Origin of the sequence: Clostridium rhizosphaerae, assembly GCF_016765585.1 — a bacterium.
GTDB lineage: Bacteria > Bacillota > Clostridia > Clostridiales > Clostridiaceae > Clostridium_AT > Clostridium_AT rhizosphaerae.
In genome coordinates this window covers 1115128-1137262 of the sequence record NZ_JAESWC010000002.1, presented here as the reverse complement: position 1 = coordinate 1137262, position 22135 = coordinate 1115128, and the positions used below count along the sequence as shown (strand labels likewise).

At 31.7% G+C, this 22135-nt stretch carries 24 protein-coding genes; 23 read left to right on the top strand and 1 reads right to left on the bottom strand.

Going from position 1 to position 22135, the window contains the following annotated elements; translation table 11 throughout:
• The first annotated feature begins 44 nt into the window (after positions 1–44).
• From JK636_RS08535 to rho, 11 genes are all read left to right on the top strand, one after another.
• Positions 45–1148 carry a GerAB/ArcD/ProY family transporter gene (locus JK636_RS08535; RefSeq protein ID WP_202748401.1) on the top strand — a complete coding sequence of 368 codons (1104 nt, stop codon included), beginning with the start codon at positions 45–47 and terminating at the stop codon, positions 1146–1148.
• Positions 1138–2316, top strand: coding sequence for a Ger(x)C family spore germination protein (locus JK636_RS08530; RefSeq protein WP_202748400.1), 1179 nt, complete (start codon positions 1138–1140; stop codon positions 2314–2316). Before JK636_RS08535 ends, JK636_RS08530 begins: the two co-directional genes overlap by 11 nt.
• Positions 2317–2404: 88 nt before the next feature.
• Entirely contained in the window at positions 2405–3055 is a 651-nt protein-coding gene (gene spoIIR, locus JK636_RS08525) for a stage II sporulation protein R (RefSeq protein ID WP_202748399.1), read from the top strand.
• 117 nt (positions 3056–3172) lie between these two features.
• The gene (gene ypeB / locus JK636_RS08520; RefSeq protein WP_202748398.1) at positions 3173–4546 is read left to right on the top strand and encodes a germination protein YpeB; all 1374 of its coding nucleotides are present in this window, start codon (positions 3173–3175) and stop codon (positions 4544–4546) included.
• Between the two features lie 86 nt (positions 4547–4632).
• Positions 4633–5664, top strand: coding sequence for a D-alanine--D-alanine ligase family protein (locus JK636_RS08515; RefSeq protein ID WP_202748397.1), 1032 nt, complete (start codon positions 4633–4635; stop codon positions 5662–5664).
• Between the two features lie 29 nt (positions 5665–5693).
• Positions 5694–6107 (top strand): YwiB family protein, encoded by a 414-nt coding sequence (locus JK636_RS08510; protein WP_202748396.1) that lies wholly within the window; start codon positions 5694–5696, stop codon positions 6105–6107.
• 75 nt (positions 6108–6182) lie between these two features.
• Positions 6183–7133 carry a sigma-54 interaction domain-containing protein gene (locus JK636_RS08505; protein WP_202748395.1) on the top strand — a complete coding sequence of 317 codons (951 nt, stop codon included), beginning with the start codon at positions 6183–6185 and terminating at the stop codon, positions 7131–7133.
• 95 nt (positions 7134–7228) lie between these two features.
• Positions 7229–7537 (top strand): ribose-5-phosphate isomerase, encoded by a 309-nt coding sequence (locus JK636_RS08500; protein ID WP_202748394.1) that lies wholly within the window; start codon positions 7229–7231, stop codon positions 7535–7537.
• Positions 7538–7766: 229 nt separating this feature from the next.
• A complete protein-coding gene (locus tag JK636_RS08495; RefSeq protein ID WP_202748393.1) occupies positions 7767–9377 on the top strand; it encodes a CTP synthase in 1611 nt (536 codons plus the stop codon).
• A 151-nt stretch (positions 9378–9528) separates the two neighbouring features.
• Positions 9529–9873 carry a hypothetical protein gene (locus JK636_RS08490; protein ID WP_202748392.1) on the top strand — a complete coding sequence of 115 codons (345 nt, stop codon included), beginning with the start codon at positions 9529–9531 and terminating at the stop codon, positions 9871–9873.
• Positions 9874–10058: 185 nt separating this feature from the next.
• A complete protein-coding gene (gene rho / locus JK636_RS08485; RefSeq protein ID WP_202748391.1) occupies positions 10059–11543 on the top strand; it encodes a transcription termination factor Rho in 1485 nt (494 codons plus the stop codon).
• A 20-nt stretch (positions 11544–11563) separates the two neighbouring features.
• On the opposite strand, the gene rpmE is transcribed toward rho, so the two are convergent.
• A complete protein-coding gene (gene rpmE, locus JK636_RS08480; RefSeq protein WP_202748390.1) occupies positions 11564–11773 on the bottom strand; it encodes a 50S ribosomal protein L31 in 210 nt (69 codons plus the stop codon).
• 937 nt (positions 11774–12710) lie between these two features.
• Between rpmE and JK636_RS08475 the strand changes: the two genes are divergently transcribed.
• The 12 genes from JK636_RS08475 (at position 12711) to JK636_RS08420 (ending at position 22133) form a co-directional block, all read left to right on the top strand.
• Positions 12711–13316 (top strand): thymidine kinase, encoded by a 606-nt coding sequence (locus JK636_RS08475; RefSeq protein WP_202748389.1) that lies wholly within the window; start codon positions 12711–12713, stop codon positions 13314–13316.
• A 23-nt stretch (positions 13317–13339) separates the two neighbouring features.
• Complete coding sequence (locus tag JK636_RS08470) at positions 13340–14266, top strand: DUF1385 domain-containing protein (RefSeq protein WP_202748388.1); 927 nt, start codon at positions 13340–13342, stop codon at positions 14264–14266.
• A gap of 1 nt (position 14267) precedes the next feature.
• Entirely contained in the window at positions 14268–15122 is an 855-nt protein-coding gene (prmC, locus tag JK636_RS08465) for a peptide chain release factor N(5)-glutamine methyltransferase (protein WP_202748387.1), read from the top strand.
• Positions 15123–15195: 73 nt separating this feature from the next.
• On the top strand, positions 15196–16272 hold the full coding sequence (gene prfA / locus JK636_RS08460) for a peptide chain release factor 1 (RefSeq protein WP_202748386.1): 1077 nt from the start codon (positions 15196–15198) through the stop codon (positions 16270–16272).
• A gap of 15 nt (positions 16273–16287) precedes the next feature.
• Positions 16288–16866, top strand: a complete 579-nt coding sequence (locus tag JK636_RS08455) for a hypothetical protein (RefSeq protein WP_202748385.1) — start codon at positions 16288–16290, stop codon at positions 16864–16866.
• A gap of 142 nt (positions 16867–17008) precedes the next feature.
• Positions 17009–17683 carry a ZIP family metal transporter gene (locus JK636_RS08450; protein ID WP_243428181.1) on the top strand — a complete coding sequence of 225 codons (675 nt, stop codon included), beginning with the start codon at positions 17009–17011 and terminating at the stop codon, positions 17681–17683.
• A gap of 31 nt (positions 17684–17714) precedes the next feature.
• Positions 17715–18764, top strand: a complete 1050-nt coding sequence (locus tag JK636_RS08445; protein ID WP_202748383.1) for an L-threonylcarbamoyladenylate synthase — start codon at positions 17715–17717, stop codon at positions 18762–18764.
• A 26-nt stretch (positions 18765–18790) separates the two neighbouring features.
• Positions 18791–19246 carry a low molecular weight protein arginine phosphatase gene (locus JK636_RS08440; RefSeq protein ID WP_202748382.1) on the top strand — a complete coding sequence of 152 codons (456 nt, stop codon included), beginning with the start codon at positions 18791–18793 and terminating at the stop codon, positions 19244–19246.
• A gap of 85 nt (positions 19247–19331) precedes the next feature.
• On the top strand, positions 19332–19781 hold the full coding sequence (gene rpiB, locus JK636_RS08435; RefSeq protein ID WP_202748381.1) for a ribose 5-phosphate isomerase B: 450 nt from the start codon (positions 19332–19334) through the stop codon (positions 19779–19781).
• A gap of 11 nt (positions 19782–19792) precedes the next feature.
• The gene (upp, locus tag JK636_RS08430; RefSeq protein ID WP_202748380.1) at positions 19793–20422 is read left to right on the top strand and encodes a uracil phosphoribosyltransferase; all 630 of its coding nucleotides are present in this window, start codon (positions 19793–19795) and stop codon (positions 20420–20422) included.
• Positions 20423–20580: 158 nt separating this feature from the next.
• Entirely contained in the window at positions 20581–21069 is a 489-nt protein-coding gene (locus JK636_RS08425; protein WP_202748379.1) for a deoxycytidylate deaminase, read from the top strand.
• A 35-nt stretch (positions 21070–21104) separates the two neighbouring features.
• Positions 21105–22133 (top strand): glycosyltransferase family 4 protein, encoded by a 1029-nt coding sequence (locus JK636_RS08420; RefSeq protein ID WP_202748378.1) that lies wholly within the window; start codon positions 21105–21107, stop codon positions 22131–22133.
• Positions 22134–22135 lie beyond the last annotated feature (2 nt).

Here is a 22135-nt window from a genome sequence, read left to right as displayed (position 1 = left end):
ATTAATAATTGTTATGTGCAGGATAAGGAATACAGGAGGGTTTTATGAAGGAGAGAGGATTTATCAGCAAGTATGGTTTATTTGCCACCATTATTGTTACTGTAGTTGGAGTTGGGGTATTCTCATTACCAAACACAATGGCTAATGAAGTAGGAACCGATGGTTGGTTTGTAGTCATATTTGCTGGAGTAATATGTTTTTTACTTCTTGGCCTTATACATAGGGTAGTTGTGCAAAACGACTATAATACTTTTTACAGCATGCTTGAAGGAAATTTAGGAAACATACTAGGAAAAATTTTTGGAATTATCATATGTGGCTATTTTATAATTTCAGTAGCTTTAGGTATGAGAGTATTTGCTGAGGTTATTAAAATGTACCTTCTAGAACAAACACCAACAGAATTCATACTGCTAGTAATGATTTTTACTGGATTATACCTTGTAAGAGGTGACCTTTCGTCTTTAATTAAATTTAATGAAATATCTTTATTTGCAATGTTTATACCAATAGTGATCATTCTTATGTTTGCAACAAGAGGCGGTTATCTGACTAATGTGCTTCCGCTGCTTCAATCAAAACCAGAACAGTATATAAAGGCACTAGCAACTGCTACTTATGCTTTTGGAGGTTTTGAAATAGTATATTTAGTATTACCTTATATGAAAGATAAGAATGGAATTAAAACGACATTTTTTAAAAGTATAGCAGTCATAACAATATTTTATGTGCTGGTAATAGTTCTTTGTTTGATGTTCTTTTCAAAGGAGCATACAAAAACTTTACTATGGCCAACTATAACGCTAATAAGAGCTATAGTTATACCTGGTGCATTTATCGAAAGATGGGAAGGAATCGTAATGTCTCTTTGGGTTTTGTTCTATTTTACTACCTTTGTAAATATGTATTATTTCTCGGGAGATATAATTAAAGAGGTATTCAGACTTAGAGATATAAAGCTTTCTTCTTGTATACTAGCACCCTTTATATACATAATAGCATTATATCCACAAAATATAGCTGAAGTTTACGATACTTCAGGAAAGGTTATACCGATATTATCAGTATTCAGCTTTGTTATATTACCCTTGACTTTATTATTTGCAAGCAAATTAAAAGAAAGGGGGAGGAAACATAATGAAGTTTAGAAAAATAATACCATTGATTTTAGCGTGTTTACTGTTAAGCGGTTGTTGGGATAAGATTGAAATAGACAGAAAAATTTTTGTGTCTGTTATAGGTATTGATTTGGGAAAAGATTCTTCTGATAATAAGGATGCTAAGAAAGTGAAGTCAGATGAGCCTTTCCAAGAGAGAATACAGCAAAAAAAGCTTAGTTTGATATATGGTTTTCCAGATATCAGTGAATTGGGTCCAGGCAAGAGCGGGACAGCAAAGGATCAGTATATAAGTGTAGATTCTTCTTCTATGGAAGATGGTATACTTCAGGCAACTGGGAGAAGCAGCAGAAGTATTTATGTAGGTCAGACAAAGCTTATACTCATAAGCAGCGGGCTTTTAGAACAGCCGGATACTTTTAAAGAAGTTCTTGACTATCTTGGAAGGCATCCTAATCTAAATAAGATGATGCAAGTTGTAGTTACAGAAGGAAAAGCAGAGGATTACGTAAAATTTAAACCGTCAATGGAAAAGAATATAGAAACATATTTAAGTGGACTTATGGAGAGCAGTAAAAGAAATTCAACAATTCTACCTGTAACCTTAAACGAATTGATAGTATTACTTGACCAAAATTCTAATGCAATTATTCCTAAGATAAGTATAGATAAGGAAAAAAATGATATAACTCTTTCCGGAGTTGCTGTAATAAAGAACTATGGATTAAAAGGATACATGACCCCTATAGAAGTAGCTGATCTTGAAATAATGAGGGGGAAAGTTAAAGGAGGAAGGAGAGTTATATACAAAGAAGGTCACCCTATAGATATTAATATTGAAGATATAGATAGACATATTAGTTTAAACGGTGATAAAAATAAATTAAAATTTAATATTGATATAAGACTTGAAGGACAGCTAAGAGAATATTATAAAGGCAAAGAAGTTTTTTCAAAAGAAGAACTTAATTCTTTAGAAAAAGATTTTAGTAAATCTATTAGTACAGAGTGTAATATAATTGCTAAAATGCTTCAAAATGAATTTACTGTAGATCCAATTGGGCTTAGAGAATATCTTGAGCAGAGGAAACCGTCAGTTTGGAATCAGGTAGCAGATAAGTGGGAGGAAGTATATAAGAATGCAGATATAAATGTAAATGTAAATGTTAAGATTAGAAGAGTTGGTGTTATTAAATAAAATTATATTCATTGAATAATATTGAAAAAAATGGAAATAATATCAGACAAATAGGACAATCAGGGGTATTATGGGAGGTTTATTTAAAATGAAAAAATCAATTAGTTTTATTATTTGTCTGATAGTATTATTAGGGGTAGTTTTAAATAGTTTTAACGTAAAGGGAAATGCTGTTTCTGTACAAGGAGAGCTAGAACAAAAATTAATTAGATTTCATGTAATTGCAAATAGTGATAGCATAGAAGATCAGAATTTAAAGCTTAAGGTAAGAGATAAAGTTTTAGAATATATATCACCAAAATTAAAAAATTCAAAAAGTATTGATGAATCAAGGGAAATTATTAAAGCCAATGATGCTTCAATAAATAAAATTGCTCAAGAAGTTATTAAAAAGAATGGATATAGTTATGCTGTTCAAACAAAACTATCAAAAGAAAAATTTCCGGTTAAAACTTATGGAAATATAACGCTTCCTTCAGGAGAATATGAAGCTTACAGAATTATAATAGGTAATGGAAGTGGTCAGAACTGGTGGTGTGTAATGTTTCCACCGCTATGCTTTATAGATATTACTAAGGGAGAAGTATCCTACAAGGAAACGGAAAAAGCAATGAAAACTGTTCTTACTGAAAAGCAATATGAAGCTATAGATAATACTGTAAGTTCTGATGACAGCAGTAATAAAATAATTGTAAAATTTAAGATTGTTGAATTATTAAATAAGTTGATAAAAAAATAATTTAACCCGACATATTTTAGTCGGGTTTTTATTTTTTGGTATAAGTAGAAATATAACTACAAATACTATAAAAAGATATTTTGAAATAAAGCAGCTTTTAGGAGGTAGGATTAATTTATGCAGATGACTAAAAAAAGAATTATATATACTATAGCTGTAACGCTTATTGTAGTATTCTCAACTACATTTGCAGTTCTAATGACTTTAGAAAGAACAGATTATAGAAATTACCTTCAGGGTGAATACAGTAAAAATATGTATGAACTTATAACAGCAGTTGACAATATAAAAGTGAATTTAGGAAAAGCTGCTGTTACAGGTTCTAGAGAACAGAAAATTGTAACCTTTGAAGAAATTTTCAGGCATAGTGCTATGGCAAATGATAAGCTTCATTCTTTACCTATCCCTCAGCAGAATATTGATAACACAAGCAAATTTTTAGCTCAGGTTGGAGATTTTTGTTACAGTCTTGCAAAGGCATCAACAGAAGGAAGAGATTTGACAGACACGGAATATGGAAATATTGATAAGCTTAAAAATCAATCTTCTTCTTTGGTGGCTGAATTGAATAATGTTTTAGCAGATATAAATGAAGGAAGAGTAAAATGGGGAGAGATAAGACAAAAGGCCAGTGGTGTTTTTGCTAGAGGAAATGAAGAACAAAACATTAGTACTCAATTTATATCCATACAAAAGCAAATTGCTCAATATCCTTCACTTATCTATGATGGCCCATTCTCAGATAATGTTCTTGATATAAAACCTAAAGTATTATCTCAAAATGAGGTTACATTAAATCAAGCGCAGGAAGTTGTGACTAAAGCAATAGGTAAGGACAGGATAGAGAAAATCGACAATCTTACAAGTGATGGAAAGACAAGAATACCTTCTTATAGATTTAATGTTACAATTAAAGGAAGAAACCAAAAAGAAAATATTGTAACCTGTGAAGTAGGTAAGAACGGAGGAAAGATAGTTTATTTATTAGATAATAGGCTTATAAATAACCCAACTATAGACAAAAATAAAGCGATAGATATAGGGGTAAAATATCTGGAAAACTTAGGATACAAAAACATGATTTCTACATACAGCTTAAGATATGACAATACAGCAATTATAAGCTATATATATAAGCAGGATAACATAGTTGTTTATCCGGATCAAATAAAGCTAAAGGTGGCTTTGGATGATGGAAGCATAATTGGAATAGAATCTGAGAAGTACTTGGTAGCTCATGATGATAATAGAAAGATCGAAACTCCAAAGATTTCACAAAGCGATGCTCAAGGTAAGGTAAGTAAAAGGTTAAATGTTTCTACAGTTAGGCTAGCTATTATACCAACAGAAACTAATAAGGAAGTTTTGTGCTATGAATTTGCGGGAAGTTATAAAGAAGACAAATATATAATTTATATTAACGCGCAGACAGGCTTTGAACAAAGAATTATTCAAATTATTAATACTCCTAATGGAGAACTCACTATGTAGTTTAAGTAGATTGCTTCGCAATCTACTTATTTAGTGATATAATAATAATGTAAAATTTGTTTAAGCACTTTAAGGAGCGAGGTATAATGAAGAAAAAAGTTGCAGTACTTTTTGGAGGTCAATCTACAGAACATGAGGTTTCCAGGGTATCAGCCGCATCAGTTCTAAGAAATATAGATGCTGCTAAGTATGATGTGTATCCAATAGGAATAACTAAAGATGGAAAATGGTTTGAATATACTGGAAGTATTGATAAAATTGAAAGTGGTAAATGGGAGAAGGATGAGTACTATAAAACTCCTGAAGGACAAAAGGTGTTATTTAATAAAGAAGTAGATGTAGTGTTTCCCGTTCTTCATGGATTGTATGGAGAAGATGGAACAATTCAAGGATTATGCAAGTTATTAAATTTGCCTTGTGTTGGACCAGGGGTAATGTCTTCAGCAGTATGTATGGACAAGATTTATACTAAGTATCTGCTTGAAAAGTTTGATATTAAACAAGCTGAATATGTGGTAGTAAATAACTATGAGTATAAAGAAAACAGCGAACAAATAATAGATAAAATTCAAATAAGTTTACCTTATCCAATATTTATTAAACCCTCAAACAGTGGCTCCTCTGTTGGTATAACAAAAGCACATAATAAAGAGGAGCTAAAGGCTGGTTTAGAAGAGGCCTTAAGGTATGATAGAAAGGTACTTGTTGAGAGAGGAATAAATGCTAGAGAAGTTGAGGTTGCTGTGCTTGGAAATGACTATCCAGAAGCAGGAGTTCCAGGGGAAATAGTACCTGCAAAGGAATTTTATGATTATGAAGCTAAATATCAAAATGAAGCCTCTAAATTATTAATTCCTGCAGCATTAAGTGATAAAAAGCTTGAATTAATAAAAAGTATAGCAGTTAGAATATATAAAATACTTGATTGTTCAGGAATGGCAAGAGTAGATTTTTTAATTGATAAGGATACTGAGGAAATTTATCTAAATGAAGTGAATACAATACCGGGTTTTACTAAGATAAGTATGTATCCTAAGATGTGGCAGGCCGCTGGTAAAACTTATGTACAACTTATACATGAACTTATAGAGCTTGCTGTAGAAAGAAATAATAATTAAAGGGTAATAAAAAATTTGGAGTGATAAGCATGAGAAAAAAGGCTATAATTAGTGTAACAAGCAAACAAACAGATTCTGATGAAAGTGCTATAGAAGTTGTTACTCCGGGAGAATTTTATAAGGAAGATAATTTTTATTATGCAGTTTATAATGAGACTGAATTATCTGGTATGGAAGGCACAACTACTACGTTAAAGGTTATGCCGGATTCTCTTTTATTATCGAGGGAAGGTACAACTGCTACAGAAATGAGATTTAAGAAGTATGCCAAGGATTTAATTTTATACAATACTCCTTATGGAGTAATGGAAATGAAAATTGAAACTAAAGATTTAACTGTAAATTTAGATGAAAATGGCGGGGATGTAGCAATAAATTATAACTTAACTATTGCTGGTCAGAATCCTCAAAATACAATATTAAAAGTTAATATAAAAGCATAATGTGAAAATCTAAAAACCTTCAAGGATTGTTAATCTTTGAAGGTTTTTAGATAAAAAATAAATATGGGGGAAAGTATGACAAATTGGGGAAAAGCAAAATACTGCTTCGATGATATTATTGGAGTATCTGATAATTTGAGGTCTTGCATAAATAAGGCTCAAAAAGCATCACAAACTTTATCGCCGGTACTTATTTTTGGAGAAACTGGTACTGGAAAGGAATTATTTGTGCAAAGCATACATAATTCATCTTCGAGATCTAATAATCCTTTTATAGTTCAAAACTGTGCTGCTATACCGTTAGGGTTGTTAGAGAGCATTTTATTTGGCACAATTAAGGGAAGTTTTACGGGTGCAGAAGATAAAAAAGGACTTTTTGAGCTTGCTCACACAGGAACTTTGTATTTAGATGAATTAAATTCTATGCCTTTTGAACTTCAGGGGAAAATATTAAGAGTTTTGCAGGAAAAAGTGGTATCTAGGGTAGGAGATAGTTTTGATAAGAAAGTTGATGTAAAGGTTATAGTTTCTTTAAATGAATATCCAGAACACTTGTTAGAAAAAGGACTCCTTAGAAAAGACTTATATTATAGATTAAATGTAGTCAGGATAGACGTACCTCCTTTAAGAGATAGAAAGGAAGACATACCTCATTTAATTAAGTGTTTTATAAATAAGTTTAATAAGAACTTTTGTGCAAATATAAATAATATTGAAGATGAAGCTTTAGAAACACTTGTTTTCTCGAATTGGGATGGAAATATAAGAGAACTTGAGCATGTTATAGAGGGGATTTTTAATTTCAAAAAACAGGGAGACATAACTATTCATGATTTAAGAAATAGTGGATTTAAAAACATTAATAAGATAAAGTCATTGAATGACAGAATGGATGAGTTTGAAAGGTCATGTATAATAGAGGCCTTAGCAGCAGGAAAATCAAATGTTTCAAAGGCAGCAGAACTTTTAGAAATTCCAAGACAAACACTTCAGAGTAAGATGAAAAGACTAAATATAAAGCAATAATTAGTGTGGATTGATTTAAGTTAATTACTGTGTTTAAAGTTTGCCTTATGTGACTATAATTAAAATAATTTAATTATAGAATAGAGGGAAATAATATGGATGCTTTTCTTAAAAAAGAGGACAAATATATAAAAATACTTCAGGTTATATGTGATATTAAGGGAATTAATGAAAATGAGATATTTAAAATTTTAAGAGATAGAGAATGTAAATATCTTTTGTTTTTGCTTTTGAAAAAATACAGATGCACCGATGTTAATAATATTCAAAGGGATTTTAGTATAGAAAGTAAAAAAACTATAAACTATAATATAAAAAAGGCAGAAGAAAAATTTTTTGTAAATAAGTCTTTTAGAGATATGTATTTTGAAGCAGAGGGAATAATAGATAAGACTACAGAATAAAGGACTATTTATAATAAGGAGTATATTTTTTAAAAATAACAAAAAAATATATAGCATAACAAGATAATGTATGCTATTATAGTATAGTGTTTTAGAAAACAATACACCCATTTTATTTTATAGGGTAATTTTTATTATAATACACTGAACTAGTCCTGTCAATATATTTATCAAAAAAATTTAGGGGGTGAATACTGCTTTAAAGTTTTTAACTTTAGAGTAGGAATCTATGAAAAATAATACGAAATACATATTTGTAACTGGCGGAGTTGTTTCATCACTAGGTAAAGGAATAACAGCTGCATCATTAGGAAGACTTTTAAAAAATAGAGGACTTAAGGTATCTATACAAAAATTTGATCCTTATTTAAATGTTGATCCAGGAACTATGAGCCCATATCAGCATGGAGAAGTATTTGTTACAGATGACGGTGCTGAAACAGATCTTGATTTAGGACATTATGAAAGATTTATTGATGAAAGTTTGAGCAAAAACAGCAATGTTACTACTGGAAAAGTTTATTGGTCAGTTATATCGAAAGAAAGAAAGGGAGAATATTTGGGCGGAACTGTTCAAGTTATTCCTCATATAACCAATGAGATAAAGCAGAGAGTTTATAGAGTTGCTAAAGAAAGAGAAGTTGATGTGGTTATAACTGAAATAGGCGGGACAGTTGGAGATATTGAATCGCTTCCGTTTTTAGAAGCAATAAGGCAGATTAAGTATGAGGTAGGGATGGAGAATGTATGTTTTATACATGTTACATTGGTTCCATATCTAGGAAAGGCTGGCGAACTTAAAACTAAGCCTACTCAACACTCTGTTAAAGAATTACGAAGTATTGGTATTCAGCCAGATATAATTGTTTGTCGTTCGGAAAAACCATTGTCTGAAGATTTAAAGGGTAAAATAGGTTTGTTTTGTAATATAGACGGAAAATCTGTTATCCAAAATCTTGATGCAGAAAATTTATATGAAGTACCTTTAATGCTTCATGATGAAGGACTTGATGTGCTAGTTTGTGAAAAGCTGCACCTGAACTGTGGAAATATTGATAACAGTAAATGGATTGAGATGGTACAAAGACTTAAAAACTTATCAAAGACAGTCAACATAGCTCTTGTAGGTAAGTATGTTGAACTGCATGATGCCTATATTTCTGTAGTAGAGGCTTTAAATCACGGCGGATTAGACAATGATGCAAATATAAATATAACTTGGATTAATTCAATGGATTTAAACAGTGATAATTCTCAAGAACTACTTGCTGGCGCAGATGGAATATTAGTTCCAGGCGGTTTTGGAGATAGAGGAGTGGAAGGAAAGATTGAAGCTATAAAATATGCTCGTGAAAATAAGATTCCTTTCCTTGGAATATGTCTTGGCATGCAATGTGCAGTAATAGAATTCGCAAGAAACGTTTTAGGATATAAAGATGCTCATTCTTCAGAGATTAATCCTGAAACCACACACCCTGTTATCGATTTAATGCCTGAACAGCAGGACATAGATGAAATGGGAGGAACAATGAGATTAGGACTGTATCCATGCAAGCTTTCAAAAGATAGTTTTTCTTATAAGGCTTATGGAGAAGAACTTATTTACGAGAGACATAGGCATAGATATGAGTATAATAATGAATACAAAAAAGAATTAACTGAAGCAGGATTAACAATATCAGGCACCAGCCCAGACGGCAGGCTTATAGAAATGGTAGAAGTTAAAGATCATCCATGGTTTGTTGGAGTTCAATTTCATCCTGAATTGAAATCAAGACCAAATAGACCACATGCTTTGTTTAGAGACTTTATAAAGGCTTCAATAAATAATAGAAAATAAAGAATCCCGCAAGGGGTTCTTTATTTTGTCGAATTAAATTATTAGTTTTAGACAAAAAATATCATTTTTTTTGAAGGATTTTATTGAATTTAATAGAATTATTTAATTAAGAAAATAATATAACCTCTATAAATATAAAGGAGGGTTTAAAGTGCTGCTTAATACAGATATAAGTTTTGCGTTAAAAAATACTTTGGGACAATACGATATAAAAGATATCTCAATATTTGAACTTGAAAATTTAAATAAAAAGTTTTCGGGTTTTAAGATAAGCCTAAATAGAAATAAGGAAGTTAATATAAGAATAAAATGCCCTCTTTGTGGGGAAGAGCATAACTATTTTTATAGTATAAACGATATACTGAATAGAGAAATGATGATTGGCGGCTGTGAAGTTTTAGGCATACCATTATTTTATATGGGAAATAAGTTTAAGGTTTTACAAAGAATAAGTAAATTTAATGAAATAAATAGAGATAGCTGGGCTATGATATGAGTGAAAAGAAATTCACTCTTTATTTTTTATATAGATAAAACATATAACTGTATATTTTTAGAAATAATGTGGATTAAAAATATAAATTAGTATATAATGTATGAAGTATCACATTTCAATTTTTTCCTTATAAGTAAATTCCCCAATTTTTTTAATATACAAATGAATATTTGGAGGTGCATTATTTGCCGAACACAGATTATGACAATATGACTCTAACTGAGCTTAGAGAATTAGCTAAAGAGCTTGGAGTAAAAAATATATCAAAGTTTAAGAAAGCAGAATTAATTGAAGAAGTTAAACGGGTTTCTCCAGTTTCCATACAGAGAGATGGAGTGATACTAAGAGAAAAAATCACACCTAAAAAAGCTGATGAAAATAAAGAGAATACTCTAGTTAATACAATTAAAGAAGATACAGTTAAAGCTTCTAGTAATGTATCAGAATTAAAAACAGAAGCAGAGCCTGAAAGGTTATCCGTTGAAGAAAAAAGAGAAAGACTTAGGGAAATGATTGATGAATCAGATACAGCAAGAGGAGTTTTAGATGTAATTGAAAATAATTTTGGCTTTTTAAGAGGGCAAAATTATCTTTCAGGTCCAAATGATATTTACGTTTCACCATCTCAAATAAGAAGGTTTAACCTCCGAACTGGTGATATGGTTGAGGGTAAGGTAAGGACACCTAAGGAAGGTGAAAAATTCAAGGCTTTATTATATGTTCAAAGTGTTAATGGAGAAAATCCAGAGAAAGCTGTTGGAAGAAAGCGTTTTGAGACTTTAACTCCAATATACCCTGAGGAGAGATTAAAACTAGAAACAAGTTCCTTAGATTTATCCTCTAGACTTATGGATATTATATCTCCTATAGGAAAAGGACAAAGAGGTATTATTGTTGCTCCACCAAAGGCAGGAAAAACTACGCTTCTTAAAAAAGTAGCTAATAGTATAGCACAAAATCATCCTGAGGTGAAATTAATAGTATTGCTTATTGATGAAAGGCCTGAAGAAGTAACAGATATGCAGCGTTCTATTAAGGGAGAAGTTATATATTCAACCTTTGATGAAGAACCAGATCATCATACTAAGGTTGCAGAAATGGTACTTGAAAGAGCAAAAAGAATGATTGAACAGGGTCAGGATGTAGTTATACTTCTTGATAGTTTGACTAGACTTTCAAGAGCATACAATCTTACAATAACTCCAACAGGAAGAACTCTTTCAGGCGGTTTAGATCCAGGTGCACTTATAAATCCTAAAAAGTTCTTTGGAGCTGCTAGAAATATTGAGGAAGGCGGAAGTTTAACCATACTTGCTACTGCTCTTATAGAAACAGGCAGTAGAATGGATGATATGATATTCGAAGAATTCAAAGGTACAGGAAACATGGAAGTTCATTTGGATAGAAAGCTTCAGGAAAGAAGAATCTTCCCAGCTGTTGATATATACAAGTCAGGAACAAGAAGGGAAGATATGCTTTTATCATCTAAGGAACAGGAGGTTGCTTTCAATATAAGGAAAGTTATGTACAACGACAATTCTGCAGATACTGTTACAGAAAAGCTTATAGCTCTTATGTCAAAAACTAGAAGCAATATAGAATTTTTAGATATGTTTACAAAACTTGATGTTTTAAATAAAGATAATGGAAAAGAAAAATGGGAAAGGTAAATCCTTTCCCATTATTTTTATTATTCTTCTGTTATATTGAACTTTCTTCTAAACTTCTCAACTCTTCCACCTACGTCAACTATCTTTTGACGTCCAGTAAAGAATGGATGGCATTTAGAGCATATTTCTACTTTAAGTTCTTTTTTAACAGAACCAGTTGTAAATGTGTTTCCACATGCGCACTTAACCACAGCATCATTGTGGTATTCTGGATGTATGCCTTCTCTCATATTTTTCACCTCTTTCGATTAATGAATATGTAAATCCATATTCTCAACTAGTGTATTATAGCATAATGAATAATATACAGTCAACATCTGATAATTTTCCGAACTAAATGTTTGCAGGCTTTGCTTTAAAGTCCGCAGAGCTTTTCGTGGTAAATAATATATAAGCTTAGTGATTACTTTGCTACTGTTCTAAGGTTCTTGAAGTCATAAAACTAAGAGCCTCTGGGAATTCGCTTTAACTTTTGCTATCTTTAAAGTAAAGTTTCTATAATAAATGTTGATATCATATTTTACCTTCTGTTAGCTCAGAAGAGAGGCTCTAACTTTTATGACTTCACTTCACCAAGAACATGGGCAAAGTACTCAATTAATCTTATATATTATTTTCCGCACTGCCCTACATACTTTAAGGTAACCATATAATACTTTTGTTGTTCTCTAGTTAATCATATACAATGTAAGAACCTTATTGCATTATATATAGTTTAAACATTAAAAAGTTTGTGATGTTTAATAATAGTATTGATATAAGCATGTTCTTTGATATTATAGAAAGCAAATCTAATGCAAACCAGCATGGCTCAAGTAAATATTTAAATATTTTTATAGGTTTATATTTAAATAGGTGAATTATAAAAATGCCATTACTAGCTTTTAATAAAGGCTATAGTTTTAATTATAAAAACAATCATTGAGTGAGTCCAATATCAATATATAGATACTTATAATTGTGTATAAGATATATAGGCTGGGTGTAAAGACCGAGAGCAAAGTTATCAATCAAATTAAAATATTATTTTCTACACAAGGCTCTAAGGTCTTTACACCACAGCCTTTGGTTATTTTTGTTCGCAATGTACTTATATTTTTCCTTTAACATATTGCTAAAGTCTGATAAAATGTATATGTTTAGTTTAATTACAAAGGAGAATAAAATATGAGTAAGTTATATTTTAGATATGGTGCTATGAATTGCGGAAAGTCAACTAATTTGCTGCAGGTTGCACACAATTATGAAGAAAGAGGAATGAATATTATTATAGTAAAGCCAAAGACAGACACTAAAGGCGGGAATAAAGTAGTGTCAAGACTTGGAGTAACTAGAGAAGTAGATTTATTGATTGCTAATAATGAGAATATATATATTGAAGTAGAAAAGTGGAGCAAAGAAAATGGAAAAATAGACTGCATACTTGTAGATGAAGCGCAGTTCTTTAAAACAGAACATATAGATCAATTGTTTGAAATAGCCGTACTTATGGATATACCGGTTATATGTTATGGGTTAAGAACAGATTTTCAAATGAATGGTTTTGAAGGAAGTTCAAGATTACTTCTTTTAGCACATAGCATTGAAGAACTTAAAAATATATGTCAATGTGGTAAAAAGGCACTTTTAAATGGAAGAATGATTAACGGAGAGTTTGTTTTTCAGGGGAAACAGGTAGCTATAGATAAGGAAGATAATATAGAATATCATGCACTTTGTCCGAAATGTTTTTTAGAGTATAAGAAAGCCTATGAAAGAAAAATTAATAAATAAGTATGGATAAGGGAGAAGAATTTATGGAGAAAAAAGTTACTGTTGGTGGACAGGCTGTAATTGAAGGTGTAATGATGAGGGGGAGCATTGGGGTAGCAACAGCTGTAAGAACTTCTTCAGGAGAAATTGTGATTGATAAAAATGAAAGTATACCATATACAAAAAAATATAAGGTTTTTAATTTCCCAATAGTAAGAGGCTTTGTAGCACTTTTAGATTCTCTTATTGTAGGAATTAAAACTTTAAACTATTCTGCTTCCTTTTTTGAAGAAGAGGGGGATAAATCAAAATTTGATAAATGGTTTGATGATAAGTTTAAAGATAAGAGTTCTGATATACTAGCCGGAATTTCGCTTATATTATCTCTAGGCTTTAGTATTCTCTTGTTTTTTATGCTTCCAACCTATGCAGCAAACTTTTTTAAGAAGACTTTTACGGTAAATACTGTATTGCTTAATATCATAGAGGGAATAATAAGAGTTATATTGTTCCTCATGTATATTTATCTTATAGGAAAAATGGAAGATATAAAAAGAGTTTATGAGTATCATGGAGCAGAGCATAAAACTATATTTTGCTATGAAAATAAGGTTGAGCTTACCCCTGAAAATGCAAAAAAGTTTGGAAGACTGCACCCTAGATGCGGAACAAATTTTTTGTTCTTAGTTATGATAGTAAGTATTATTTTGTTTTCCTTTACCGGCTGGAATTCCTTATGGCAAAGACTAGCATATCGAATTATACTTCTTCCTATAGTATCTGGAGTTACTTATGAACTTATTAGATGGATGGGTAAAAGCAAGAGTAGACTTTCTTATATTTTAGCTTATCCGGGTCTTATGCTCCAGAAGCTTACAACAAAAGAGCCTGATTTGGAACAGTTAGAAGTTGCTATAGCTGCATTAAAGGCAGCAGAAGGTCTCAATATTGAAGAGGGGAAGGAAAATTAAGGTGAAAGTTCAAGAACTGCTATCTAAAGGTTATGAAGAGCTGAAGGGTAATAATATAGATAGTTATATGCTTGATTGCCAATTAATTTTAGGCAAAGTTTTAAATTTAGATAGAATGTCTATAATTACAAATAGAAATATGGAAGTAGATAAGAATGCATGTAACGAATATAATAAGCTTTTAGGTAAAAGGAAAAATAAAATGCCTATAAAATATATAACTGAAAGCTGCGAATTTATGGGTTTGAATTTCTTTGTCAAAGATGGAGTGTTAATTCCCAGACCTGATACTGAAATTTTAGTAGAAGAGGCAATAAAGGAAATTAAACAAAAAAAATCTGTTAAAATATGTGATTTGTGCTGCGGCAGCGGAGCTATTGGAATTTCAATTGCAAAAAATATTGATTTTGTTTATGTAGATTGCTGTGATATATCTGATGTTTCTGAAGAAGTAACTAAAAAAAATATTCAAACTTTGGGCTTAGAAAAAAGAGTTACTTTTGTAAAAAGTGATTTACTTAAATATGCATTAGAGGAAGGGCGACAATTTGATGCTCTGGTATCTAACCCTCCTTATATAAGGACGGAAGTTATACCAACACTTATGGAAGATGTTAAGAATTATGAACCTTATATAGCCTTATGGGGGGGAGAGGATGGCTTAGACTTCTATAGAAAAATAACGGAGCAAAGCCGTTCAACCTTAAAAAACGGAGGGGTTTTAGCTTATGAAATTGGTTATGATCAAGCTAAAGAAGTTTCAGATATATTAATTAATAGTGGATATATTAATGTTAAAGTTATAAAAGATTTAGCTGGAAATGATAGAGTAGTTACAGGAATAAAGAATATATAAAAAAATTCCTTCGCAAATTATCTTTACTGTGTTATAATAATTAATTGTTAAAATAGGATTTGGAGTGATATTAATGTTAGAACGTCTTAATTTTATAGAAAATAAATATGAAGAGCTTTCAAGAAAAATAAGTGACCCTTCTGTAATGGCTGATCAGAAGGAGTGGCAGAGATTATGCAAGGAACATGCTGACCTTGAGATAATAGTTAATAAATACAGAGAGTATAAGAAAACGGTTGAAGATATTGAAGCTAATAAAGAAATGTTAAATGAGGATATCGAAAGAGAACTGAAAGAAATGGTTCAAGAAGAAATAAAGGATCTTTCTGAAAGTAAGGAAGAATTTGAAAAAGAATTAAGAATTTTGCTTCTTCCTAAGGATCCTAATGATGATAAGAACGTATTTATAGAAATAAGAGGAGGAGCTGGAGGAGATGAAGCTGCTCTCTTTGCTGCAAACTTATTTAGAATGTATACGAGATATGCAGAACGCCATAGATGGAAAGTTGAGCTTATGAGTTTGAACGAAACAGATATAGGCGGATTTAAAGAAGTTGTATTTATGGTTCGCGGCCAGTCTGCTTACAGCAAGTTGAAATATGAGAGTGGTGTTCATAGAGTTCAAAGAGTTCCAGATACAGAGGCAAGCGGCAGAATTCATACTTCTACAGCAACTGTAGCCGTACTTCCAGAGGTTGATGAGGTAGATGTAACAATAAATCAAAATGACATAAGAATTGACGTTTTCCGTTCTTCGGGTCATGGTGGACAGAGCGTTAATACTACTGACTCAGCAGTAAGAATCACTCATCTTCCAACGGGAATTGTGGTTTCCTGCCAGGATGAAAAGTCGCAGCTTAAAAATAAAGAAAAAGCTATGAAGGTTTTAGCATCAAGACTTTATGATATTGCACAGGCTGAAAGATCAGCAGGAATAGCGGAAGATAGAAAGAGTCAGGTAGGTACCGGAGATAGAAGTGAAAGAATCAGAACTTATAATTACCCACAGGGAAGAGTTTCAGATCACAGAATAGGACTTACACTTTACAAATTAGATGCATTTTTAGATGGTGATATAGAGGAAATGATAAATGCACTAATTACAGAGGATCAAGCTAAGAAGATGGAAGCAATGGGTAACAATCAATAATTTAGAGGTGAAACTATGGATATAAATAAAGCCATAAGAAAACAGGAAAAATCTAATAAAAGGTTTTTGCTTTTCTTGGGCTTTATTTTTTTAACATTGCCTGTAGTACTTTTTATTTCAAATAAGTTTAGTCTGTTTTTTTTAATTTATCTTGCGGTAATTGAAGTGCTTATTTTATCTGCAATTTTGATTAGCATGGAAAGTAATTATTTAAAATATAGCTGTGATGGTTATAAACTAAAGATAAAAGTTAGAAGATTTAGAGAAGAATTTAATATTGTTTGTGATAAAGTGGTGTTTGTGCATGCAGAAGGAAGTGGACCACAAATAAATATTACAATGCTTTTGTGCTCACGATTTAGAAATAAAAAAATAAATGAAGTTGATGAATCTTTTTTAGGCAAGCATGCTTATATATCCCATTATTACTATAAGTTAAAAAAACATCAGCCTGAGGAAAGTTATTATTATATAACCATAAATAAAGGCGGATATCATAAATATAAGCTTTTAGATATAATTTATAGAAATTGTGTTAAAGCACAATATACAAGCGAAGCTATAGAGAATATAAAACAATATAGAAATTCATAAATAATATAATTATTAGTTCTTCACCTCTATTATTATAAATAAAATGTATAGAGTCAATTTTTATGATAGGGGTGGTATTGTGGGAAATAATAACATTGTGTTGATTGTACTCTTAGGAAGCATAGTATCGTTAATAGGTACAATGATAGGGGCCTCCCTTGGAGTTGTTGTAAAGAAGCCGTCAAATAGATTCTTGGGAGCTATTATTGGCTTTGCTGGGGGTCTTATGCTTTCCATTGTGGTTTTTGATCTGATACCTGAGGCTATGACTAGTTGGAGCTTTATAGGAACTATAATTTGCAGTCTTCTAGGTATAATTACAATCATCATCATTGATACCAAAGTGAATATAGGTGAAAATTCGTCAAATCAAAATCAACATCTGAAGGTTGCCTTTATGGCTGCTATGGCTCTTATGCTGCATAACCTTCCTGAAGGTGTAATTATGGGTTGTGGCTTTTTAGCTGGTCAGAGTCTTGGAATTAAAATGAGCTTGATTATTGCTATTCACGATATACCTGAAGGAATAGCAGTGTCTGCTCCACTTATGGCTTCTAATGTTAAAGTTTCAAGGATACTGTTATATGCTTTCTTAACTGCCTTTCCAACAGCAATAGGGACTTGGATCGGAGCTTATGCGGGCAGTATTTCGCCTAATATTTTAGGAGCTTGCTTAGCTTTTGCATCTGGTATAATGATGTATGTGGTTTGCGGTGAAATGTTTCCTGAGTCTTCAAAGCTTTGGGATGGAATTACAAGCAGCGTTGGTATATTGACCGGAATAATGCTTGGTCTTATAATGACTAAAGTTATTTAATAGGTACATATAAGCAAAGGGAGAATTTAAAATGAATACAAAAGTAGTTATTGTAGATGAAAACAATATAGATAAAGATGCAATTAATGAAGCGGGTCTAATACTTAGAGAAGGAGGTCTTGTTGCTTTCCCTACAGAAACAGTTTATGGGCTTGGAGCTAATGCACTAAGCGGGGATGCAGTAAAAAAAATTTTCACTGCAAAAGGAAGACCGCAGGATAATCCTCTGATTGTACATATTGCAGATTTTAATATAGAATCTTTAGTAAAAAATATACCAGAGGTAGCTTTACACTTAATGAGGAAATTTTGGCCAGGACCACTAACTATAATTCTTGAAAAGTCAGATTTGATTCCTGGAGAAACAAGTGCAAATTTACCTAGTGTAGGAATTAGAATGCCATCAAATATAATAGCAAGAGAACTTATAAAAGCTTCGGGAGTACCAATTGCGGCACCGTCAGCCAATATATCAGGCAGGCCTAGTCCAACTGAGGCATCAAGATGCGTAGAAGATTTACAAGGAAAAGTAGATTATATTCTTGGTGGCGGAAGCTGCACTGTAGGACTTGAGTCAACTATTATAGATTGTACAGTAAATCCTCCCTGTGTACTTAGACCGGGTGGAATTACATTAGCTATGCTGAAAGAAGTAGAATCTTCTATATATATGGATCCTGCAATAATGAAGAAACCAGAAGCTGATATAAAGCCTAAAGCGCCTGGTATGAAATATAGACATTATGCTCCAAAGGCTCCTATGAAAATAATACAAGGAGATTTGAAAAAAACTATTGCAAAAATCAATGAAATAGTGCAAAATTATATAGACGAAAATAAGAAAGTTGGTATACTTGCTACTGATGAAAGTAAAGATAGTTATCCAAATGGACTTGTTATATCATTAGGCAGCAGAAAATTTATGGAGTCTATAGGAAAGAACCTTTTCGAGGCACTTAGAGAATTTGATGATGCCGCAGTGGATATAATATTATCTGAAGCTTTTGAAGAAGAAGAATTAGGTACTGCTATAATGAATAGACTTAAAAAATCTGCTGGTTTTAATATAGTTGAAGTTTAATATATAGATTGCAAGGAGGTTGTTGTATGAAAATATTATTTGTTTGCACTGGAAATACATGCAGAAGCTGTATGGCGGAAGCTATTTTCAATAAGCTTTGTACAATAAAAGATACAGCAGCTATCTCTGCAGGTATATCTGTTATTAAAAACAGCAAAACATCTAAACATTCTGCTTTCTTGATAAAAGAAAATTGTGAAACTGATATAAGCACCAGAGAAGCAATGCAGCTTACAGTAAATATGCTAGAAGACTCAGATTTAGTTTTAACAATGACAGCTTATATGAAAGAAATGCTTATAGCGAATTATCCTCATTTAAGAAATAAAGTATATTCACTTAATGAATATGTCGGCATTAAGGGCGATGTTATAGACCCTTATGGCGGCGATATAACTATTTATTCTAAAACATTTAATGACCTTAAAAATGCTATTATATTATTGTTAAACAAATTAAAAGAAGATAAAGGTGCTTTATAAGTGCTATTATCTTCTTTTTTGTAATAAAAAATTTGAAATTATCAAATAATATTGAATTGGTAATTATTTTCGAGGAGGGATTAATATGAGAATTGCTGTTGGAAGTGATCATGCAGGCTTTAGTCTTAAAAAAGAAGTTTTAAAGCATCTTGAAGAAAGGGACATACAATTTGAGGATTTTGGAGCATTTTCTGAGGAATCCTGTGATTACCCAGATTTTGCATTAAAAGTTGCAGAAGAGGTTGCTGGTAAAAGATTTGAACTTGGAATACTAGTATGTGGTACTGGCATTGGAATAAGTATCGCAGCTAATAAGGTTCCAGGTATTAGAGCAGCGCTTTGCGGTGATACTTTTAGTGCGCATGCATGCAGAGAGCATAATGATGCTAATATACTAGCACTTGGTGCTAGAGTAGTAGGGACAGGAGTAGCTCTTGATATAGTTGACAGCTTTTTAAATACTAGGTTTGAAGGAAACAGACATCAAAAAAGAATAGATAAAATTAGTGAAATTGAAAAGAAATATAATAAATAGGGGGAAATAAAATGAGTAAAGTTACACAAATAGCACATCCACTTATACTTCATAAATTAGCTTTTATTAGAAACAAGAAAACTGGTTCAAAGGACTTTAGAGAACTTGTTGAAGAAGTTGCAATGCTTATGGCTTATGAGGTTACTCGTGATCTTCAGCTTGAAGTAGTTGAAATTGAGACACCAATATGTATAGCTAAATGCAAAATGCTTGCTGGAAAAAAAGTTGCAATAGTTCCGATTTTAAGGGCTGGGCTTGGAATGGTTGATGGAATGCTAAAGCTTATTCCTGCTGCTAAAGTTGGACATATAGGTCTTTATAGAGATGAGACTACTTTAAAACCAGTGGAATACTTCTGCAAGCTTCCACAGGACATAGGGGAGAGAGATGTTATAGTTACTGATCCTATGCTTGCCACTGGTGGATCTGCTGTAGATGCAATAACATTGCTAAAAAACAAAGGTGCAAAAAATATAAGGCTCATGTGTTTGATTGCAGCTCCAGAGGGAGTAAAAGCAGTAATGGACGCTCATCCAGATATTGATATTTACGTAGCTGCAATAGATGAAAAATTAAATGAGCAAGGATATATAGTTCCTGGTCTTGGTGATGCCGGAGACCGACTTTTTGGAACAAAATAAATTAAAAAATATTTAATTGGCGTGCTGATAAGTTATTAGCACGCCTTATCTATGCTGTAAATTATCAAACTTAATAAATTGTTTATCTATAATATACTTTGAATTATTCATAATATCATTTATAATATATATTAATGCATAACATGAGGTGATGAAACATGGAAAGAATTGATAAACATAATTATTATCTAGATATATGTGAAACTGTACTTGAAAGAGGCACATGTTTAAGGCGGAATTATGCAGCAATTATAGTTAAAAATGATGAAATAATATCTACAGGCTATAGTGGTGCGCCGAGAGGAAGAAAGAACTGCTGTGAGCTAGGTTACTGCAAAAGAGAACAGTTGAATGTACCAAGAGGTACAAGATATGAATTATGCAGATCTGTGCATGCAGAGCAAAATGCAATAATTTCAGCACGAAGGCAAGACATGATAGGAACTATTTTATATCTCGTAGGAAAAGAGCAAAATGATGGCAGTTATGTTAAGAACGCCTCTTCCTGTTCATTATGTAAAAGGTTTATTATTAATTCTGGTATTGAAAAGGTTATTATAAGGGATACCAAGAGAGAATTCAGAATTGTTATTGTTGACGAGTGGATTGAAAATGATGATTCATTAAAAGAGGATAGTATCTATTAAAATAAACTAAATTTTTATACATAGGAAGGTAATTTATGGGCAATTATACATTAAGTATAATAGCAATACTGATAGCTGCTTTGTCTACTCCAATAGTAAAAAAATTAGCAGTTAGAATTAATGCTATTGATATACCAAAAGATGAGAGAAGAGTGCATAAAAAGCCAATACCTCTTTTAGGAGGCTTGGCAATTTATATATCTTTTATAATTACATTAATTCTTAAACAAGGAATGTTAGAAGGAAGAGAATTGGGAATAATTATAGGTGCAACTATAATTGTTATTGGAGGAGTAATAGACGATATAAAAGAATTAAAACCTGGGATAAAATTAATATTTCAAATAGTTGCAGCCATAGTATTAATAGTAAGTGGTGTAAAAATTAACATACTCACAAATCCTTTTGGTGGAACAGATGGAATGGTTAATATCAGTTGGTTTGCTTATCCATTTACTATATTTTGGGTAGTTGGAATAACCAATGCTTTAAATTTGATTGATGGATTGGACGGATTAGCTGCCGGTGTAGCGCTTATTTCAACTATAACAATATTTGTAATCTCTGTTATTTATGGAAGATATGAGGCTTCTATACTTACTGCTATTTTAGGCGGTGCTATTTTAGGGTTTCTTCCATTTAATTTTAATCCAGCATCTATATTTATGGGAGATACCGGGGCTCAGCTTTTAGGATTCCTGCTTGCCGCTATATCAATGGTAGGAACAATAAAATCTGCTGCAGCTTTTGCAATTTCAGTTCCTATTTTGGCACTTGGTCTTCCTATATATGATACACTTTTTGCCATGATAAGACGAAAGGTTAATGGGAAACCAATATCTCAAGGAGATAGAGGACATCTTCATCATAGATTATTAGATTTAGGAATGACTCAAAGACAAGTTGTAGTAATTATGTATTTAATCAGTGCGATATTAGGAGGAATAGCAATTATTGCTATGATGATTAGCACAGTGAGATCTTATTTTTTAATGACTTTTGTACTGATGATAATAGTTTTTTTAGCATGGAAGTTGGGGTTTTTTAAACATAAGGAACAGTAAAG